Source organism: Candidatus Njordibacter sp. Uisw_039, assembly GCF_047730075.1.
GTDB lineage: Bacteria > Pseudomonadota > Gammaproteobacteria > Pseudomonadales > Balneatricaceae > Njordibacter.
Window position 1 is genome coordinate 2,961,078 of sequence record NZ_CP159831.1, and the last position, 20,095, is coordinate 2,981,172.

The following is a 20,095-nucleotide window of genomic DNA, read 5'->3' on the forward strand; positions in this document are numbered from 1 at the left end:
GGTTAAATTTTTACTGGTTTAGCCCAAGTGGCTAAGTTGCGCTGTTTGCCACGAGCGATAGCTAGGTTACCATCGGCCACGTCTCTAGTAATGGTAGAACCAGCACCAATGGTTGCATCTGCGCCAATGGTGACAGGAGCAACAATGGAGCTGTTTGAGCCGATAAAAGCACCATCTGCAATCACAGTTTTGTACTTGTTAACACCATCGTAGTTACAGGTAATGGTTCCAGCACCAATATTTACTTTTTCACCAACCACCGTATCACCTAGGTAGGTAAAGTGATTGGCCTTAGAGCCTTTGCCCAAGGTGGTCTTTTTGGTTTCGACAAAATTGCCTACTTTGGCATTATCATGAAGTATAGTGCCGGGTCGCAGGCGCGCAAAGGGTCCAATATTACAGTTTGCTGCAACTTGGGCCTGGTCAATTACACTATTTGCTAAAATCTGTGTGCCTGCTCCAATGTGGGCATTTTTGATGTGACAGTTGGGGCCAATGTGAACGCCATCCCCTAACTGCACGTGACCCTCGATGATGGCATTGATGTCGATGTAAATATCTTTACCTGCGATGAGTTCACCACGTAAATCAAAACGTGTAGGGTCTGCCAACTGTACACCGTCACGCAATAGTTGATTGGCTTGCTGGAGTTGATGCCAGCGCTCAAGGCTGGCCAATTGCACACGATCGTTTACGCCTTGGGTTTGTTGTGGGAAGTCTGGCTGGAGGTGCCTGATGCCAACGCCATCGGCAACAGCCATGGCGACGATATCCGTGAGGTATATTTCACCTTGAGCATTGTTACTTTTAATGCGTGGTAACCAGCCATTCAATAAACTTGCCTTAACCGCCAAAATACCAGTGTTAGTTTCTTTGATTTGTAACTGGTCTGTATTAGCATCTTTGTGTTCGACGATGGCCTGGATGTTTCCCCCATCATCACGCACAATGCGACCGTATCCACTTGAGTCATCTAATGTCACAGTAAGGATAGCCAAGTCGCCCTGCGCTGCTTGCTCGGCTAGCTGTTGCATTAGTACTGCAGGGACTAACGGTACATCACCATATAATACTAACACTATGGCATTATTATCAACCTTAGGCATAGCTTGAGCCACCGCATGGCCAGTGCCCAATTGTTGATCTTGCGTCACGCATTCAGCACCCAGTGGCCGGACCACTGACTCTACTAGGTGTGCACCGTGGCCTACTATTATGTGTGTACGGGTAGGCTGGAGCCTTTGGGCCTGCTCAATGGCATGCACCAACATTGGCTTGCCTGCCAGTTCGTGAAGCACTTTAGGCAGATCTGAGCGCATGCGTGAACCTTTGCCTGCAGCGAGAATGATCACTTCTAACGACATGAACGATCCTTGTGAAACTGTATTAAATTCTAGTCTTTAGTTTAGACGCTTTATGTTACTAAAGTTCATCAAAGTTTGTTTTATTGTGGTCAATAAATATTTGATCAATAGTCAGCCTTAGTTACACCAAAACACAATGTTATATTTTGCCATAGGCACTCTCTCAAGTATCAATGTGGCCACGACATCATGGCATTATAACGCTGTTGCTTCACGTTTGCGTTACGTCATAGAAAACTAGGTTATAAAACAGTTTTTTAGGGCACAAAAAAAGCAGCCGAGGCTGCCTTTTTTGGTGGTTCCCTTTGAACTACTTATTTGCCAAGCTTCTGACGAATCTGACGCAAAGTACGCAGCTGGGCGACGGCTTCGGCCAATTGGCCAGCCGCACGTGAGTATTCAAACTCTGAAGTTTTATCTGCCATAGCCTGTTCAGCTTTGCGACTAGCTTCTTCTGCAGCAGCTTCATCTAAGTCTGCTGCACGAATTGCCGTATCAACCAACAAGGTAATCTTGTGAGGCTGAACTTCTAAAAAACCACCTGACACGTAAAGTATGTCTTCTTCACCGGATTCCATGCGCATGTGCACAGGGCCAGGTTTAACTTCACTAAGTAGTGGAGTGTGGCCTGGAGTGATGCCCAGTTCACCCAACGTACCTGTAAGTGAAATAAATTCTACCTTACCTGCAAAGACGGATTCTTCTGCACTAACGATGTCACAATCTACACTGGTAGCCATATGATTATCCTCTTAAGCAGGGCTTAACCTATTGGCAGCAGCCAATAGAGCTAAGCCCTTGCAATTACATGCTCTTGGCTTTCTCGACTACTTCTTCAATACCGCCAACCATGTAGAAGGCTTGCTCTGGAAGATCGTCGTATTCGCCAGCCAAAATTCCCTTAAAGGCAGCAATAGTGTCCTTAAGTGATACGTACTTACCTGATGATCCGGTAAATACTTCAGCTACGAAGAAAGGCTGAGACAAGAAACGCTGAATCTTACGAGCACGCGTTACAGATTGCTTGTCTTCATCAGACAGTTCGTCCATACCCAAGATGGCAATGATGTCTTTCAGCTCTTTGTAACGCTGAAGTATACCCTGAACGCCACGAGCAATGTCGTAGTGCTCTTGGCCAATCACCAATGGATCTAGCTGACGTGAGCTTGAATCGAGTGGATCGATAGCTGGGTAGATACCCAATTCTGCGATCTGACGAGACAATACCACAGTAGCGTCCAAGTGAGAGAAGGTCGTTGCTGGAGACGGGTCAGTCAAGTCATCCGCAGGTACGTATACCGCTTGTATAGAAGTGATAGAGCCGGTCTTAGTGGAGGTAATACGCTCCTGCAACACACCCATTTCTGAAGCTAGTGTTGGCTGGTAACCTACTGCAGAAGGCATACGGCCCAATAGTGCTGATACTTCGGTTCCCGCCAAGGTGTAACGGTAGATGTTATCAACGAACAACAATACGTCATTACCTTCGTCACGGAACTGCTCAGCCATGGTAAGGCCGGTTAGTGCCACACGTAGACGGTTTCCTGGAGGCTCATTCATCTGGCCGTATACGAGAGATACTTTGTCCAATACGTTGGACTCTTTCATCTCGTAGTAGAAATCGTTACCTTCACGAGTACGCTCACCTACACCTGCAAACACAGAGTAACCACTGTGCTCGATGGCGATGTTACGGATAAGCTCCATCATGTTTACGGTTTTGCCTACGCCGGCGCCGCCGAATAGCCCAACCTTACCGCCTTTAGCGAAAGGACACATCAAGTCAATAACTTTGATGCCAGTCTCTAGCAATTCATTACTAGCTGACTGCTCTGCGTAGGTAGGTGCCTTACGGTGAATTGGCATACGAACTTCTTCGCCAATAGGGCCACACTGGTCGATTGGGTTACCCAATACGTCCATGATGCGGCCAAGGGTGGCTGTGCCAACTGGCACTTTGATGGCGCCACCAGTGTTAGATACGTCTAGACCACGGCTTAGACCTTCGGTCTGGCCCATGGCGATAGTGCGTACTACGCCGTCACCCAACTGCTGTTGAACTTCTAGGGTTGTGCCCTTAGCATCTACAGTTAGTGCGTCATATACTTTTGGCACAGAATCACGTGGGAATTCCACGTCGATTACAGCACCGATAATCTGTACGATACGTCCGCTACTCATAATTTTATCCTCTATCGAAAACTAGTTCTTATAGCTCAGGTTAAACGGCTGCCGCGCCACTCACGATCTCAGAAATTTCCTGAGTAATCGCAGATTGACGGGCCTTGTTGTAAATCATCTGAAGGTCATCGATCAGATCACCCGCATTATCGGTGGCGCTTTTCATAGCGATCATCCGTGCGGCCTGTTCACAAGCGTTATTTTCTACCACGGCTTGATACACTAAAGATTCTACGTAACGGCTCAAAAGGCCTGTGAGTAATTCACGGGCGTCTGGCTCGTAGAGGTAGTCCCAATGGTGGCTCATACCGTCTTCATTCGGGTCTGCCTGCAAGGGCACAAGTTGCACTACGCTGGGTTGTTGGGTCATGGTATTTACAAAATTATTGTAAACCACGTACAAAGCGTCCAACCGTCCTTCATCATAACTGTCTAACATGATCTTAACTGCACCGATGAGTTCAGCAGCTTCTGCCTTGTCACCCAGTTGAGTCTTGCTTGATACAACGTTGCCGCCGTAGTTATTAAAGAAGGTTGCTGATTTAGAACCAAGGGCACAGATGTCTATTTCGATGCCGTTTTGATCATGTTCAGCCATGCTCTGTACGGTTTTCTTAAACACGTTAATGTTTAAACCACCACACAGACCACGATCGGAAGAAACCACAATGTAACCCACCCGCTTAAGCTCGCGCTGTTGCAGATACAAATGCTTGTACTCAGGGTTGGAGCGTGCGAGGTGAGCAATCACTTCACGCATTTTATTTGCGTAAGGACGGCTATGATTCATACGTTCCTGTGCTTTACGCATTTTAGACGCCGCTACCATTTCCATGGCGCTAGTGATCTTTTGCGTACCCTTAATACTCGCAATCTGGGTCTTTATTTCTTTTCCGACTGCCATATGCTTACCTTTCTGTTAAGTAACTAACTTGGTGAATAGCACGGCTTCAAGGTCACTTGAAGCCGTAAGCCACTACCAAGTTTGAGTTGCCTTAAACTGCTCTAATGCAGACTTAAAAGAAGCGGCGATGTCGTCGTTAAAGTTACCAGATTCATTCACCTGGCTCATTACGGCGCTATGCTCGCTGTTCATGTAAGAAATTAGAGCGGCTTCGAAGTCACCAACCTTGTTAAGAGCTATGTCTGTAAGGAAACCTTCGTTAGCTGCAAATAGGCTGACTGCCATTTCGGCAACGCTCATTGGCGAGTACTGGTGCTGCTTCATCAGCTCGGTCACACTTTGACCGTGCTCTAACTGGGCGCGAGTCGCGTCATCCAAGTCAGAAGCAAACTGAGAGAAGGCTGCCAATTCACGGTATTGAGCCAAAGCCAAACGAATACCGCCACCCAATTTCTTGATGACTTTAGTTTGTGCTGCACCACCTACACGGGATACAGACAAACCAGCATTAATGGCTGGGCGGATACCGGCGTTAAACAAGTCAGTTTCCAAGAAAATCTGGCCGTCGGTGATAGAGATTACGTTAGTCGGTACGAAGGCCGATACGTCACCACCTTGGGTTTCGATAATAGGTAGTGCAGTTAAAGAACCGGTCTTACCTTTTACTTCACCATTAGTGAATGCTTCTACGTATTCTGCGTTTACACGAGATGCACGCTCAAGTAAGCGAGAGTGCAAATAGAATACATCACCAGGATATGCTTCACGTCCTGGAGGACGACGAAGTAGCAAAGAGATTTGACGGTAAGCCCAAGCTTGCTTGGTCAGGTCATCAAATACGATCAATGCGTCTTCACCGCGATCACGGAAGTATTCACCCATAGTACAACCAGCGTAAGGCGATAAGAACTGCATGGCCGCTGAGTCAGCAGCACCTGCGTTTACAACGATGGTATGAGCCATGGCGCCGTGTTCTTCTAGCTTACGCACTACGTTAGCAATGGTAGATTGCTTCTGGCCAATGGCCACGTAGACACACTTAACACCAGTGTCCTTTTGGTTGATAATGGCATCGATAGCGATGGCAGACTTACCAGTCTGGCGGTCTCCAATAATTAATTCGCGCTGGCCACGCCCTACAGGAACCATGGCGTCAATCGCCTTAAGGCCTGTCTGTACTGGCTGGTCTACAGATTTACGTTCGATTACACCTGGGGCTACTTTCTCAACAGCATCAGTTAGATCAGTGTTAATCGGACCTTTGCCATCAATAGCGATACCTAGACCGTCTACTACACGACCCAGTAATTCAGGGCCTACAGGGACTTCTAGGATACGGCCAGTACAACGAGCGGTTTGGCCTTCGACCAAATCTTCGTAATCACCTAGAACTACAGCGCCAACAGAGTCGCGCTCCAAGTTCATGGCCATACCGTATACACCACCAGGGAATTCAATCATTTCCCCGTACATTGCGTCAGCTAAGCCGTGGATCAATACGATACCATCGGCTACGCTAACGATTGTGCCCTCATTTTGGGCTTCAGATGAAACATCAAGTTGCTCTATACGCTTCTTGATGATTTCACTGATCTCTGAAGGATTCAGTTGTTGCATGCTTTATTCCTCACACTCAGGCATTCATGGCCTCAGCCAATTTGCCTAGTTTGCCTTTAACGGAACCATCAATCACTAGGTCGCCCGCGTGGACTATGACACCACCGAGCAATGACGCGTCGGTAGTACTAGTTATGTTAATTTCGCGAGACAACATGGCGTTTAATGCTTGAGCCAATTTATCTTGTTGCTCATTGCCTAAATCAAAGGCACTGACGATAGATACGTCTATCGACTGTTCCTGATTTGCCTTTAAGGTTTCATATAAATTAGAAACCTCGGGTAGCAATGACAAGCGCTTGTTTTCGGCCAACAAGTTCAGAAAATTCTGTGCTTGTTGAGATACAGGGTGACTGCCGTTTACTACGTCTGTCACTAGCTGGGCTTTTTCTGCTGCCGTCAGTTCTGGATTATCCAAAACTTGGGCTAAACTTGGATCCGCAACTACCGCTGCAGCCATGTTCAAAAATTCCGACCAGCTACCCAAGTCGCCTTGGGCCAATGCCGTCTCGAAAGCGGCCTTGGTGTAAGGACGGGCAACAGTAATGGATTCAGCCATCGTTAACCTCTCTTTTCTTACAGTTCGGCTGCCAACTTATCGACAAGCTCTTGGTGGTTGTTTACATCAATTGATGCGCCCAGGATTTTTTCTGCACCAGCAACAACAAGTGTTGCGACTTGAGCGCGAAGCACTTCTTTGGCACGGTTTACTTCCTGTTCAACGTCGGCTGCAGCTGCCGTTTTAATGCGGTCGGCTTCGGCTTGAGCTGTTTCTTTAGCTTCATCAACGATCTGACTAGCGCGTTTGTTAGCTTGCTCAATAAGAGTAGCTGCTTGCGCTTTGCTTTCTTGCAGCACTGCTTCCACAGACTGCTGAGCTTCTTCAAGTTCGCGTGCAGCCTTATCAGCTGCATCTAAACCTTCAGCGATCTTCTTTTGACGTTCTGCCAAAGCCGCAGTAAGCGGTGGCCAAACGTACTTCATGCACAAGTACACGAAGATAATAAAAGAAATGATCTGCCCGATAATTGTCATGTTCATATTCATGGCAAGACCTCCATACGTATGGGTTGGTTAAAGATGACCTTTAGGCAACCGCAAACATGATGTAAAGGCTAATACCTACACCGATCATAGGAACCGCGTCGGTAAGACCCATCATGATGAAAAACTGTGTACGTAGTAAAGGGATCAATTCTGGTTGACGCGCTGCGCCTTCCAAAAACTTACCTCCTAAAACGCCGATACCAACAGCTGCGCCAACGGCAGACATGCCCAAGATCAATGCACCAGCAATATACAATAATGCCATTTCCATTTTGTTTCTCCAGTTTAAGTGAGATTAGTAGTTAAAAGTAAAAGGGTACTGATTAATGATGGTCGTGAGCCATCGCCAAATACACAATGGTTAGCACCATAAAGATGAATGCCTGCAAAGTGATGATTAGGATGTGGAACAGGGCCCACGGCACCGATAACAACCACTGTGCCCAGAAGGGTAGTAGTGCAATCAGAATAAAGATCATTTCTCCAGCGTACATGTTACCGAACAAGCGCAAAGCTAATGAAATAGGTTTAGCAATTAAACCTACCAACTCTAGGAACAAGTTGAAAGGTAGGGCCCACTTGCCTAAAGGCTGTAAGCTAAGCTCGGCTAAAAATCCGCCAATGCCTTTTTGCTGAATAGAGTAAAATATGATCAAAATAAACACCGCCAAGGACATGCCTAGGGTCACGTTTAAGTCTGTAGAAGGTACAATCTTCATGAAGTGAATGCCCATCATGCCAGCGATGGATGGAATCCAATCAACTGGGATCAAGTCCATCAAGTTCATCAAGAACACCCACACAAAAATGGTCAGAGCCATGGGGGCAATGAGGGCGTTTTTGTGGTGGAATACGTTTTTCACGTTTTCATCCACAAATTCGATAATCATCTCAACGAAGTTTTGGGTACCAGAAGGTACACCTGTAGTGGCTGTTCTAGCTACGCGGCTAAATAACCAGATGAAAAATGTGCCAAGACCAATTGACCAAGCCATAGAATCCACATTAATGGCCATAAAGCCCATTTCTGAGGCCTCTTGAGCAGAATGTGCAAAACTCCATCCGTTATCCGGATGGTTGCCATAGGTTAAGTTAGTCAGGTGATGAGCGATATACTCAGAGGACGTCATGCCACTAGCCATGCTTTATCTCACTTTGATTTCGTAGAAGTTTGTTTATCTATAACCACTGGCAACATTGCTGCAAGTAAATGGGAGCCAATAAAGGCTAATAGCAAGGCTAAAGGGTTTAGTGGGCTAACTAAACCGAATGCTAAACCGAACAAAACTACAGTTAAGGTTAGTTTAAGCATTTCGTTGCCGTACATTTGCACCAAGGTTAGCTTTGCGTCTGCTGTAGCTTTTGGAGTTGAGTTGCGTTTGTTACCGCGCGCAAACTCTCGCCTCAAGGCCCAATAAGCAGGTAGGCTGTAAATGGCACCACCAAGAATCACGGACATTCCCGTAACCCAGTCTGTTATAGATAAACCCACTCCAATCAGTGCCACTACAAGGGCCTGATAGGTTAATGTTTTTTGCAACCAATTGGGGGCTTTATTTAGCGCCATAAGTGCTTAAAAAATCCGTTGGTTGCCAGTCTAAATATTAGCTGTGAGAGCTTCTACAATCACAGCGCACGGAATTATAGGGTGTTTGTTTTAAAACCTCAACAATTTTCCTTTTTTAAAGTTGTATTGCGATTATACATAAGTGAGACAATAGTCCCGTCTTACTAGGGCTCAAGCCTTGCTATGATGCCATCGAGTTGGTCTAAGGTTGCATAGCTAATGGTTAGCTTGCCTTTGCCTTTGGCCGATTGTGTGATGCTGACGGCAGCACCTATAGCATCGGATAAACGATCTTGCAGACTGTGTATATCTGCATCGGGTGCTTGTTTTGTAACAACTTTTGGCTCTTGCTGCGCTTTACGTACTAACTCTTCGGTTTGACGTACCGACAGACCTTTAGCCACAACTTCACGGGCTGATTGTAATTGTTGGTCTTCTTCCAGTGCCAACAAAGAACGCGCATGACCCATTTCTAAGTCGCCCCGCTCTAGCATCAGTCGTACAGGTTCACTTAGCTGTAATAAACGCAATAAATTAGCGATGGCACTGCGGGATTTACCCACTGCGTCGGCTACTTGCTGCTGCGTGAGTTCAAACTCATTCTGTAAACGTTGTAATGCAAAGGCTTCTTCCATGGCATTAAGATCTTCACGTTGAATATTCTCAATTAAAGCCATGGCAATGGCATCTTCGTCCGGCACTTCTTTAATAAGGGCAGGGATGCTGTCTAGTTCTGCCAGTTGGGCAGCGCGCCAGCGGCGCTCGCCAGCAATAATTTCATACCGATCTATACCCACAGTACGGACAACAATAGGTTGCATAATGCCATGTACGCGAATTGATGCCGCCAATTCCTCTAGGGCTTCTGGATCCATATCTCTTCGCGGCTGATAAACACCACGCTGAATCCACTCCACAGGTAGTTGTTGTAAACCATCTTTTTCCTTCGGTTGATTTTGTGTTAAATCAACATCAAGGCTACCCGCTCCTTGAAGTAAGGCTTCTAAACCACGATTGAGGCCACGTTTTTTAACCATAATACTGCTCTATTTTTTTTCTTGTTGACGAATAAATTCGCTAGCTAATGCCAAATAAGCTACAGCGCCACGAGAATGCTTATCATACATCAGTGCTGGCAATCCGTGGCTGGGGGCCTCTGCTAAACGCACATTGCGAGGGATGATGGTGCGGTAGACTAAATCACCAAAGTGATTGACCAATTGGTGTGACACATCGTTGGTTAGGCTACTACGTGGGTCATACATGGTGCGTAGTATACCTTCAATCACTAAATTTGGATTAAGGTTGTTTTTGATAAGCTTTACGGTGTTTAGCAAAGCGCTAATTCCTTCCAATGCGTAATACTCACACTGCATAGGGACTAATACGCTGTTGGCACAGGCCAAGGCATTAACAGTGAGCATGTTTAAAGAAGGCGGACAGTCGATCAAGACAAAATCATAGCGGTGTTGTAACTGGCTTAAGGCGATTTTTAATCGAGCCTCTTTTTTGTCCACCTGAATCAGTTCAACTTCGGCTGCTGTTAGGTCACTGTTTGAGGGCAACAAGTCATAGCCTGCTGGGGTATTGATCTGCAATACTTGGTTTATGTCTACCCTCTGTGTGAGGACATCGAGCACAGAGTAGCGCAAGGTGTTCTTTTCAATGCCACTACCCATGGTGGTATTGCCCTGAGGATCTAAATCAATGACTAGTATCCGTCGTTTAGTGGCTACTAGTGATGCCGCTAAGTTAACACAGGTGGTGGTTTTACCCACACCACCTTTTTGATTAGTTATAGCAATGACTTTGCTCACAATTGACCTATACTAATTGCTTTTTAATGGTTAACAGGTGGCGCTCTGCATCTACGCCTGGTACCTGCAAGGTTTGACAGTTTAGCAGGCTATAGTTTGCGGGTATAGCATCCACTTCTTGTTGAGGATAAGTGCCTTTCATAGCCACGAACACACCCTCTTCTGTGACTAAATGCTGGCAACCTTCTAGCATATCTTTAATTGATGCGAAGGCCCTTGATAACACAATATCGTAGTTGAGATCTGGCGAATAAGTCTCACATCGTTGATTCACTACTTCAATGTTGTCGAGTTGATGGAGGTGCTTAAAGTGGGTAAGGAAGCGTGCCTTTTTACCGTTGGTGTCGAGTAAGTGGACAGTTTTATGTGGCCAGATGATAGCTAAAACCATACCCGGTAATCCTGCACCAGTGCCGATATCAATAAAACGTTGACCATCTAGCTTGGACAAAGAGTCTAAGATAGCAAGGCTGTCAAATAAATGTAACTTGATCATTTCCAGCGGGTCACGAATGGCCGTTAGGTTATAGGCTTTGTTCCACTTAACCAGTTGCTCAATATAACTAACAAGAACATTAAGCTGGTTTTCAGACAAAGGTATTAAAAGTGATTTGCTGCCTTTATTAATTAAATTGCGCCACTGTATGTGGGTCTGAATTAGATCTAATGCCGGAGTCGACAGAATCATTGCTATACGGCCAAATCGACTTTGTATTTCAGCTTATGTTTCTTGAGGTAAATTAACAACAAAGAAAGAGCGGCTGGCGTTACACCTTGTATTCGGCTAGCCATACCCAAATTATCTGGCCGAATTTCTTCTAGCTTAGCAGTCGCTTCGTTAGATAGACCGTGCACACTTTGGTAGTTAAAATCGGCAGGAATTACGGTAGACTCGTGGCGTTTCAGACGCTCAACATCTTCTTTTTGACGATCTATATATCCCGCGTACTTAATATCTATTTCTATTTGTTCACCTACTATTGGGTCTACATCTGATAATTCAGCAGCTTGATGGAGCTTCGGGTAATTGAGTTCAGGGCGTTTGAGTATGTCTAACAAATTGGTATCTTTACTCAAAGGCTGAGCTAACAAAGGTTCTAACGTTCTGCCTAACTCGTTATGAAGAGTTATTTTAGTCTCTCTCATTAATTTTTTACGCTGTTCAATGGCTTCGCATTTTTCGTTAAAAGTTCGCCAACGTTGTTCCCCTACCAATCCAAGTTTGTAGCCAATTTCTGTTAACCGCTGGTCGGCGTTGTCTTCTCGTAATAAAAGACGATATTCTGCGCGGCTGGTGAACATTCTGTAAGGTTCTTGAGTACCGTTGGTTACTAGGTCATCGACCATTACCCCTAGATATGCTTGATCACGACGTGCTGTCCAAGGCTCCTTGTCTAAAGCTCTTAAGCCTGCATTGGTTCCGGCCAGTAAACCCTGGGCTCCAGCTTCTTCGTACCCAGTGGTGCCATTGATTTGGCCAGCAAAATATAATCCGTTAATTAATTTGGTTTCTAAAGTAGGTCTTAGATCCTGTGGATTAAAATAATCGTATTCAATTGCGTAACCAGGACGCACAATATGGGCGTTTTCAAAACCTACAATAGACCTTACAAAATCCAGCTGAACATCAAAAGGCAAGCTAGTAGAAATACCATTAGGGTAGAGTTCAATGCTATTTAAGCCTTCAGGCTCAACGAATATTTGGTGGCTGTCTTTATCAGCAAAGCGCATTATCTTATCTTCAATCGATGGACAGTAACGTGGTCCAACCCCTTCAATAACACCTGCATACAAGGGTGAGCGATCCAAACTATTTCGGATCATATTATGGGTATTAATGTTGGTATGGGTAATATGACAGGGCACTTGTTGTGGATGATCACTCACCTTTCCAAGCATAGACATTACCGGTGTAGGGGTGTCCCCTGGTTGTTCTTGCATTACACTAAAATCTACAGTTCGACGATCAATACGTGGCGGTGTTCCAGTTTTTAGGCGCTCAATACGAAAGGGTCTTTCCCTAAGTCGTTGTGCTAATGCATTAGCTGGTGGATCACCCGCGCGGCCACCTTGGCTTTGCTGCATACCTATATGAATAATTCCGCCAAGGAAAGTGCCTGTAGTCATAACAACTTGTTGGGCATGAAAACTTAAACCCATGTTGGTTTTAGCTCCAACCACCTGATCTTGTTCGATGATTAAGTCATCTACAGATTGTTGAAAAATGTAAAGATTTTGTTGTTGTTCTAGGGTTTGGCGAATAGCATTGCGATACAGGCCCCGGTCTGCTTGAGCTCTTGTTGCCCTTACGGCTGGGCCCTTGCGTGAATTTAATACGCGAAATTGGATGCCAGCAAGATCTGTGGCCCTAGCCATAGCGCCATCAAAAGCGTCAATCTCTCGTACTAAGTGGCTTTTACCAATACCACCGATCGCAGGGTTGCATGACATTTGTCCCAAGGTGTCCATGTTATGGGTCAAAAGTAAGGTTTGCGCCCCCAAACGAGCACTGGCTAGCGCTGCTTCTGTACCAGCGTGACCACCACCAATAACAATGACATCAAAACGTGAGGGAAAATCCACTTGCTATTCCTTACCAATTAAAAACTTACCATTAGCAGGCTAGTATAACTTTTTTATCGTGGTTAATAAATGTTCAGAAATTTGATTTATTTTAAGTGTTAGTTAGTAATATGTGTTTAAGAAGTATATATATTTTATATTGTTATTGTTGTTATTATTAAGGAATAGGTTTTTTATGTATAAGTTAAATAAACCATTTAAATACAATAAAATAACACAAGGATAAGCCTGTTAATCTAGTGTGACTAAAGGTCACAAAAGCTGCTGCTGAATTGTGTATAACTTAGGTGGTTATCCACAAGATTAATTTATACACAGTTTAGTGATGTGTAGGATCCCAATTTATTCACAGCTTTTAAGTAGATAATTAACTATAGTTTTATTCTTCTAGATTAATGTAGAAGTGATTGTGACACTATTTGTGGATAGGTGTATTAAACTACTTAACAGACTGCTTCTGTGTATTTCAACTTAGGTGGATAAATAACACTAAAAATTTACTTAAGGTATGGGTAACTTGGGCATAAGTATGTTTGTGAAATTTTATATATTTTTGGAAAAATACTAAATTAGCGGCATTGATTTCACTTTTATGACCTAATTAACTTAATAAAGTAACAAAAAAGCCCAAGACGTGGAGATGAACTTGGGCTTTTTGTTAGTATTACTATTGCTTAAAATTAAGAAAAAACAGCCTTAAATATATAGAAGAAAAGGATAGATAAGATTGCCCCGGCAGGCAGAGTAATAATCCATGAAGTAAAGATGGTTGCCACGGTACGTAAGTTAATTGCAGCTAAACCACGGGCTAAACCTACACCTAATACCGCGCCTACTAGGGTATGGGTAGTGGAGATTGGTAAACCAATACCGGAGGCAAGTACAACCGTTGCAGAGGCGCCTAACTCTGCTGCAAAGCCACGGCTAGGAGTTAGTTCTGTAATCTTGGTACCGATGGTAGCCATTACCTTATAGCCGTAGGTAACAAGGCCAACAACAATACCCACACCACCCACTAAAAGTATCCATGCAGGCATGCTGGATTTGGCGGAAACTGCGCCAGATTTTATAGTAGTGATGGCGGCAGCCATCGGGCCAACAGCATTGGCTACATCGTTTGAACCGTGGGCAAAAGCCATGGCGCAAGCAGTGAAGATCATCAACACAGCAAAGACTTTTTCTACGTTAGCAAAGCGATCTTCATACTCAATGTCTTTGTTACGCTTTACACGGGCCAACATCATGCTGCCGACCACAGAAACCACAAGGCCAACTGCAGCTGCCGCCAACGACATTTCAAAGTAGTTTAGGCTAAAACCAATGTCTTTAAATACATGTTTTAGGCCCTTAATTAACGTCACCATAGTGATCATAAAACCTACCATAAACATGTACATAGGTATGTAGCGTTTGGCATTTTCAAATGGCGTTTCAGTGTCTAAGATGAGACGCTGAACACTCCTGAATAACATGTAGGAAATCATGCCTGCTAGCAGGGGTGAAACGATCCAACTGGCCGCGATGGTGCCAACTTTGCCCCAACTCACAGCATCTACAGAAATGGCAACGGCGGCAAAGCCAACGATGGCACCTACAATTGAATGGGTGGTAGATACTGGCCAACCTAACATGGAGGCAATTAACAACCAAGTACCTGCAGCGAGAAGCGCTGAGAGCATACCGTACACCAAGTATTCTGGCGTACCTTGTAAAGTAAGAGGATCAATAATGCCTTTACGAATGGTGGCTGTTACTTCGCCTCCTGCTAGGTAGGCGCCTGCGAATTCAAAGATCATCGCTATAATGATGGCTTGCTTTAATGTAATAGCGCCAGAGCCAACTGAAGTACCCATGGCGTTAGCCACGTCATTTGCACCTACACCCCAAGCCATAAAAACACCAAAGACAATGGCTAGGATGAGTAAAATTTGACCGTATTCGTTTAAAACTTCCATAATATTTTTCTCGAAACTACGCAGTGTATGTGTTATCCGTATGTATCTAGGCGCTTATAATTGGCATTTATCGAGCGATGATGACTTGGATTTGCTCTCCAGCACTTTGTGCGTGGTCGGCTAGGTTGCCAATAGCTTCGATAGTCTTATACATAAACATGGCATCGATGGGTGGTAGGCTGGTTTCAATTTCATGTAACTTTGCCCGCAGGGTGATTTGACGTTTATCGTTTTTGTCTTCTGCTTTTTCTAGTTTGGTAATGCAGCGGTTGATGCGGTCAATTTCGCGGCCACCAAACCCTGAACCAATTAGTTCATCAAGCTCATCAATCACCACCTTTGCTTCCACAGCCACAGCCACAGCAGATTTTACGTATGCAGTCATATCTGTAGCAATTTTCTTAGGTACAACCTGTTTGCGACCCAGCATGATGCCGGCAATGTCTTTTGCAGTGTTACAAATTTTATCTTGCTTACTTAGCAGATGGATAAGGTCTGAACGGTTAATGGGCATGAACAAGCTTTTGGGTAAGTGAAGGCGGATATCTTGTTTCTGATTATCGGCGTGGCCTTCAAACTCGGCAATGGAATTATAACAGGCTTCTACGGTTTCCCAGTCTTCTTTGATTATGGCTTGAAAGAAAGGGATTAATAGTTCCACGCACTGCAACACAGTGTGCATGTGGTTTTGTAATGGTTTGATGGGTGAGTGGCCAAACAAACTAAGAATGGGATTTACCATGTGAACTTCCTTTACAAAGGGCAGGGTAGTTAAAGTTGCTCGGCATTATAGGTACCTTATGTATAGGCATCAAGCTCTAGATGCAATGATCCCCAAGATAGTATTTTTTGCCGGCTGCTTTTTGCCTAATATGATTTTAATTTTAGCTAATAGTGTGGTCTAGCTTAAGGTTTGTTTTTCTACTCTTTTGCAGATCAATTAACGCCATCGATATCATCTACTTCTCACTACCATCTGACAACATAATGGTTCCTTTGGGATAGGTTTTGGCGTCTACCTTTAGTTGCTCACACATCAGCTCTCTTTAGGCTGTAGGTGATGATGTATTCGATATCAACCTAATCTTCGATACATTAACTGTGTTAATCACTGAATATGTATAATTATTTTCCGATACAAAATGATCCAAAAATACGGCCTAATAAGTCATCGCTTGTAAAACTACCAGTAATTTCGTTTAAACATTCTTGTGCTAAGCGTAAGTCCTCAGCTAATAACTCACCAGCCTGGCTGTAAGCCAATTGCTTGGCACCTTCTCGCAACAGTGATCTACATCTGCGTAAGGCGTCCAAATGACGTCTGCGGGCACTAAAGCCACCCTCTAAAGTAGTTTGATAACCGACCGCTTGTTTCAGCTGAGACCTAAGTAAATCTAGCCCTTGGCCTTGCTTTGCACTTAGGTAAATGCAGTCTATACCATCGATTTGGATTAGCTTAGGTAAGTGGTCTGAGAGGTCTATTTTATTGCGTACCAAGGTAAGCTGGTTGGGTATAGGTTGTGCACCCATCAAACTTTGCCAGTGCTGTTGCGGCGAGGTCTTGTCCTGGGCATCTTGGAGCAATAAAATCTGGTCAGCTTGAACAATGGCTTCGACGGCACGCTCAATACCAATTTGTTCTACCTTGTCAGGGCTTTCACGCAAACCCGCAGTATCTAAAATATGTAACGGTAAGCCGTCGATATTGATCGACTCTTTTAAGATATCGCGCGTGGTGCCTGCAATGTCTGTGACGATGGCGCGGTCTTGACCGGCTAGTGCATTGAGTAAACTTGATTTGCCAGCGTTAGGAGCGCCTGCGATCACCACTTGCATGCCTTCTTGTAATAAGCTGCCTTGATGTGCCTTCTGTAACAAGTGATCCAAGTCTGACTGAGCGTTATCTAATAGTGTTGCTACCTTACCATCGGCTAAAAAGTCGATCTCTTCTTCTGGAAAATCAATAGCAGCTTCTACATATAGACGCAGGTATATAAGACTTTCCAATAATCTATTGATATGGGTAGAAAATACCCCCTGCAAAGAACGTAAGGCGTTTCTTGCGGCTTGCTCTGAGCTAGCATCTATTAAATCGGCAATGGACTCTGCTTGGGCGAGGTCCATTTTGTCATTCAGAAAGGCACGTTCAGAAAACTCTCCAGGCCTAGCCATACGAGCGCCTAATAGGGTGAGTTCTCGTTGTAAAACGTCCATGACCACTTGCCCACCATGGCCCTGAAATTCAAACACATCTTCACCAGTGAAGGAGTCGGGGGCTTTAAAATAAAGGCTTATGCCCGCATCAACCTGTACACCTTCCATGTCCAAAAAAGGGCCGTAATGAGCATGGCGGAGTATACCTTGGTTTCGGCTTAACTTTTGACCATAGGCTAGGGCCTTGGGCCCAGATAGGCGAATAATGCCCACACCACCACGGCCTGGCGGCGTGGTTTGAGCACAGATAGTATCTAGATCTGATTGCAAAGTGGTAAGGGCTCCTGTGATACAAAGAGGGTGTAATAACTACAAAAAAGGCCTCACTAGGAGGCCTTTGTATCATGTTTAGGGCAAGAGGTTAATGTTTACGCTCAGCCATGGCTTTTTCAATACGCTTGGTAATCACATATTGTTGTGCGATCGACAAGACATTGTTGCACACCCAGTATAAAACAAGACCGGCAGGAAACCAAAGGAAAAAGATTGTAAACACTATAGGCAACATCTTCATTATCTTGGCCTGCATGGGGTCTGGAGGCGTTGGGTTGAGCATCTGTTGGATGAACATGGTGCCGCCCATGAGCAGTGGCAACACAAAATATGGATCTTGTACGGAGAGATCTTGGATCCAAAGGAAGAATGGAGCATGACGTAGCTCAACAGTTTCCATCAACATCCAGTACAACCCAATAAATACCGGCATTTGAATAATAATAGGGAAACAGCCGCTTAAAGGATTAGCTTTCTCGCGCTTGTAAAGCTCCATCATACCTTGAGACATCTTGGCACGATCGTCGCCAAATTTCTCTTTCAGCTTGGCAATCTCAGGCGCTAATGCACGCATCTTGGCCATTGAGCGGTACGAAATAGCTGACGGGTAAAAGAAGAACGCTTTAACACACAGAGTTACCAATAAGATGGCCACACCCCAGTTACCGACGAACCCAAACATGGTGTTCAACAAGTAGAATAAAGGTTGAGAAACCCACCATAACCAACCGTAATCAACCACTAAGTCTAGGTTTTCAGAAATCGCTTCAAGGTCCGCCTGGATCTTAGGTCCGGCATAAAAGTCAGCTGAAGTAGCACCAGATTGACCTACTTGTAATTCTAAGGCTGGGCTAACAAAACCAGCAATATAGGTGTTTTTATTAACACGTGTGCTGTAGTTATGTTGCTGCTCTGGGTTAGGTACCCAAGCACTTACAAAGTAGTGTTGCAGCATGCCAACCCAACCACCCGGTGCACTGCGTTGTAAGTTGGCATCGTCCATGTCATCGAAATCGTAACGATAATACTTGTCGTCTGGAAAGGAAAAAGCTGGGCCTAGGTAGGCAGACATGCCCATGCCGCCAGAAGCGCTAGGATCGCCAGAACGGTCACGTTTAATTTGCCCAAATAGGTTAGCCGACCAAGGCTGACTGCCACGGTTGTCTACAGCGTAAGTTAAGTTTATTAGGTGGCTACCGCGTGTAAAGGTGTAGATCTTGTTGATCACTGCACCACTTTCGTCTGTTAGGCTTAGCACTACCTCTAAATCTTGCTGACCATCTAACAGTTCGTATGCCAACTGCGGCGCTTTAAATATCGGGCGTGACTTGAGATCAGTACCGTTAATCCCAACTAACCCGCTCTGAGCCACATAGGTACGCTGTTGGTTTTGTTCTAACAGCGTAAACGGTACATCAGAATGATCCATTTCTGCTAGGTAATCAAGCAGTGAGGCCTGGATAATGTCGCCACCCTGAGTGTCAATGACAACTTGTAGGGTGTCAGTTTTAACCTCAATAAGTAATCCGGCACTGGCGTTTTCAGTTTGAGTTACCGTAACGCCGGTATTATTGCTTGGCTGTGCAGCTACGGCAAAATCCGTGCTTACGGCTTCGGTATCATAGGCAGAAACACTGGTGACTTGTTGAGGGGCTTCGGCTTGGGTACCGTAATCTTGGTTCCACTGCAGTACCATCAAGTAAGAGATGATGGCGGCACCCGCAATTAGAATAATACGTTGAAAATCCATAGAAACAAATCGTCGTTAGTTGTATTGTAAAAGAAGTCGATTATAGAGCCTGTGTGCCTATTGGCAATGGGCAGGCCATGCAAGTGTGCTAAATCTAGCCAGTTTGTAGGGTTTTTTTACGTAATCTTGCCCATTGCTTGATAATTAAGCGGTGCACGGTGGCATTGTCGAGTTCGCCGAAGCCTTTTCTGGACAAGATAACAATGTCCAAGGGAAGGGGAAATTCGTTAGTTTGCGTGCACGAGGTTCTAAAACTATCACGTAAAACACGCTTAACACGGTTACGGTGAACAGCCAGTTTTATACCTTTTTTGGCAATAACCAATCCCAGACGGGAGTGGTCGTGTAAACTTGGGCGGGCTAAGATCAGTAGATGCTGGTCCGAAACTTTGAATTCGGCTTTGTCAAAGACCCTTCGAAAATCCCCAGCGTTCAACAGGCGTCGTTGCCGGGAAAAGTCGAATTCAGTCATACGCTAGGCGTGCAACAGTCGCTTACGCGCTCAGGCTCTTGCGGCCTTTAGCTCGGCGGGCATTGATTATGGCACGGCCGCCTGGAGTTGACATGCGTGCACGGAAACCGTGATTGCGCTTGCGCTTTAGGACGCTAGGTTGAAACGTTCTTTTCATGATCGGTCTCGCAAAATTAGTTAGTGGCCAAAAGTTAGGCATTGAAAATCTAGGGGCGAAATTATATGAGAGGGGAATTCTAATAGCAAGCCTGATTCGCTGTTTAGGCTATTAAATTTCATAATTATACTAAATTCTTTTACTTGTACTAAAAGATACGCCTTAATATACTCTTAACGACCAGTGCCTGTGGA

At 44.9% G+C, this 20,095-nt stretch carries 20 protein-coding genes; all 20 read right to left on the bottom strand.

The window, feature by feature from the left end; all coding sequences use genetic code 11:
* Positions 1-2: 2 nt before the first annotated feature.
* The 20 genes from glmU to rpmH all read right to left on the bottom strand — a co-directional run bounded on the left by glmU (position 3) and on the right by rpmH (position 19,901).
* Positions 3-1,364 (bottom strand): bifunctional UDP-N-acetylglucosamine diphosphorylase/glucosamine-1-phosphate N-acetyltransferase GlmU, encoded by a 1,362-nt coding sequence (glmU, locus tag ABXT70_RS14150; RefSeq protein WP_443641110.1) that lies wholly within the window; start codon positions 1,362-1,364, stop codon positions 3-5.
* A 314-nt stretch (positions 1,365-1,678) separates the two neighbouring features.
* Entirely contained in the window at positions 1,679-2,104 is a 426-nt protein-coding gene (locus tag ABXT70_RS14155) for a F0F1 ATP synthase subunit epsilon (RefSeq protein ID WP_443641111.1), read from the bottom strand.
* A gap of 64 nt (positions 2,105-2,168) precedes the next feature.
* Entirely contained in the window at positions 2,169-3,545 is a 1,377-nt protein-coding gene (gene atpD, locus ABXT70_RS14160; RefSeq protein WP_443641112.1) for a F0F1 ATP synthase subunit beta, read from the bottom strand.
* A gap of 40 nt (positions 3,546-3,585) precedes the next feature.
* Positions 3,586-4,449, bottom strand: coding sequence for a F0F1 ATP synthase subunit gamma (atpG, locus tag ABXT70_RS14165; RefSeq protein WP_443641113.1), 864 nt, complete (start codon positions 4,447-4,449; stop codon positions 3,586-3,588).
* Positions 4,450-4,521: 72 nt separating this feature from the next.
* Positions 4,522-6,066, bottom strand: a complete 1,545-nt coding sequence (gene atpA / locus ABXT70_RS14170; RefSeq protein ID WP_443641114.1) for a F0F1 ATP synthase subunit alpha — start codon at positions 6,064-6,066, stop codon at positions 4,522-4,524.
* Between the two features lie 16 nt (positions 6,067-6,082).
* The gene (locus ABXT70_RS14175; protein ID WP_443641115.1) at positions 6,083-6,625 is read right to left on the bottom strand and encodes a F0F1 ATP synthase subunit delta; all 543 of its coding nucleotides are present in this window, start codon (positions 6,623-6,625) and stop codon (positions 6,083-6,085) included.
* A 17-nt stretch (positions 6,626-6,642) separates the two neighbouring features.
* Positions 6,643-7,113, bottom strand: a complete 471-nt coding sequence (locus tag ABXT70_RS14180) for a F0F1 ATP synthase subunit B (RefSeq protein WP_443641116.1) — start codon at positions 7,111-7,113, stop codon at positions 6,643-6,645.
* A gap of 40 nt (positions 7,114-7,153) precedes the next feature.
* Entirely contained in the window at positions 7,154-7,384 is a 231-nt protein-coding gene (atpE, locus tag ABXT70_RS14185; protein ID WP_443641117.1) for a F0F1 ATP synthase subunit C, read from the bottom strand.
* A gap of 52 nt (positions 7,385-7,436) precedes the next feature.
* A complete protein-coding gene (atpB, locus tag ABXT70_RS14190; RefSeq protein WP_443641118.1) occupies positions 7,437-8,255 on the bottom strand; it encodes a F0F1 ATP synthase subunit A in 819 nt (272 codons plus the stop codon).
* Positions 8,256-8,263: 8 nt separating this feature from the next.
* A complete protein-coding gene (locus tag ABXT70_RS14195; RefSeq protein WP_443641119.1) occupies positions 8,264-8,680 on the bottom strand; it encodes an ATP synthase subunit I in 417 nt (138 codons plus the stop codon).
* 164 nt (positions 8,681-8,844) lie between these two features.
* The gene (locus ABXT70_RS14200; RefSeq protein WP_443641120.1) at positions 8,845-9,717 is read right to left on the bottom strand and encodes a ParB/RepB/Spo0J family partition protein; all 873 of its coding nucleotides are present in this window, start codon (positions 9,715-9,717) and stop codon (positions 8,845-8,847) included.
* Positions 9,718-9,726: 9 nt separating this feature from the next.
* Positions 9,727-10,497 (bottom strand): ParA family protein, encoded by a 771-nt coding sequence (locus ABXT70_RS14205; protein WP_443641121.1) that lies wholly within the window; start codon positions 10,495-10,497, stop codon positions 9,727-9,729.
* Between the two features lie 7 nt (positions 10,498-10,504).
* On the bottom strand, positions 10,505-11,185 hold the full coding sequence (gene rsmG, locus ABXT70_RS14210; RefSeq protein ID WP_443641122.1) for a 16S rRNA (guanine(527)-N(7))-methyltransferase RsmG: 681 nt from the start codon (positions 11,183-11,185) through the stop codon (positions 10,505-10,507).
* A 2-nt stretch (positions 11,186-11,187) separates the two neighbouring features.
* On the bottom strand, positions 11,188-13,080 hold the full coding sequence (mnmG, locus tag ABXT70_RS14215) for a tRNA uridine-5-carboxymethylaminomethyl(34) synthesis enzyme MnmG (protein ID WP_443641123.1): 1,893 nt from the start codon (positions 13,078-13,080) through the stop codon (positions 11,188-11,190).
* A gap of 680 nt (positions 13,081-13,760) precedes the next feature.
* Positions 13,761-15,035: an inorganic phosphate transporter gene (locus ABXT70_RS14220; RefSeq protein WP_443641124.1), complete on the bottom strand. Its 1,275-nt coding sequence runs from the start codon at positions 15,033-15,035 to the stop codon at positions 13,761-13,763.
* 67 nt (positions 15,036-15,102) lie between these two features.
* On the bottom strand, positions 15,103-15,777 hold the full coding sequence (locus ABXT70_RS14225; RefSeq protein ID WP_443641125.1) for a TIGR00153 family protein: 675 nt from the start codon (positions 15,775-15,777) through the stop codon (positions 15,103-15,105).
* Positions 15,778-16,160: 383 nt separating this feature from the next.
* On the bottom strand, positions 16,161-17,519 hold the full coding sequence (gene mnmE / locus ABXT70_RS14230; RefSeq protein ID WP_443641126.1) for a tRNA uridine-5-carboxymethylaminomethyl(34) synthesis GTPase MnmE: 1,359 nt from the start codon (positions 17,517-17,519) through the stop codon (positions 16,161-16,163).
* Between the two features lie 91 nt (positions 17,520-17,610).
* Positions 17,611-19,272 carry a membrane protein insertase YidC gene (gene yidC, locus ABXT70_RS14235; protein ID WP_443641127.1) on the bottom strand — a complete coding sequence of 554 codons (1,662 nt, stop codon included), beginning with the start codon at positions 19,270-19,272 and terminating at the stop codon, positions 17,611-17,613.
* 94 nt (positions 19,273-19,366) lie between these two features.
* Entirely contained in the window at positions 19,367-19,744 is a 378-nt protein-coding gene (rnpA, locus tag ABXT70_RS14240) for a ribonuclease P protein component (protein ID WP_443641128.1), read from the bottom strand.
* Between the two features lie 22 nt (positions 19,745-19,766).
* A complete protein-coding gene (rpmH, locus tag ABXT70_RS14245; protein WP_443641129.1) occupies positions 19,767-19,901 on the bottom strand; it encodes a 50S ribosomal protein L34 in 135 nt (44 codons plus the stop codon).
* Positions 19,902-20,095 lie beyond the last annotated feature (194 nt).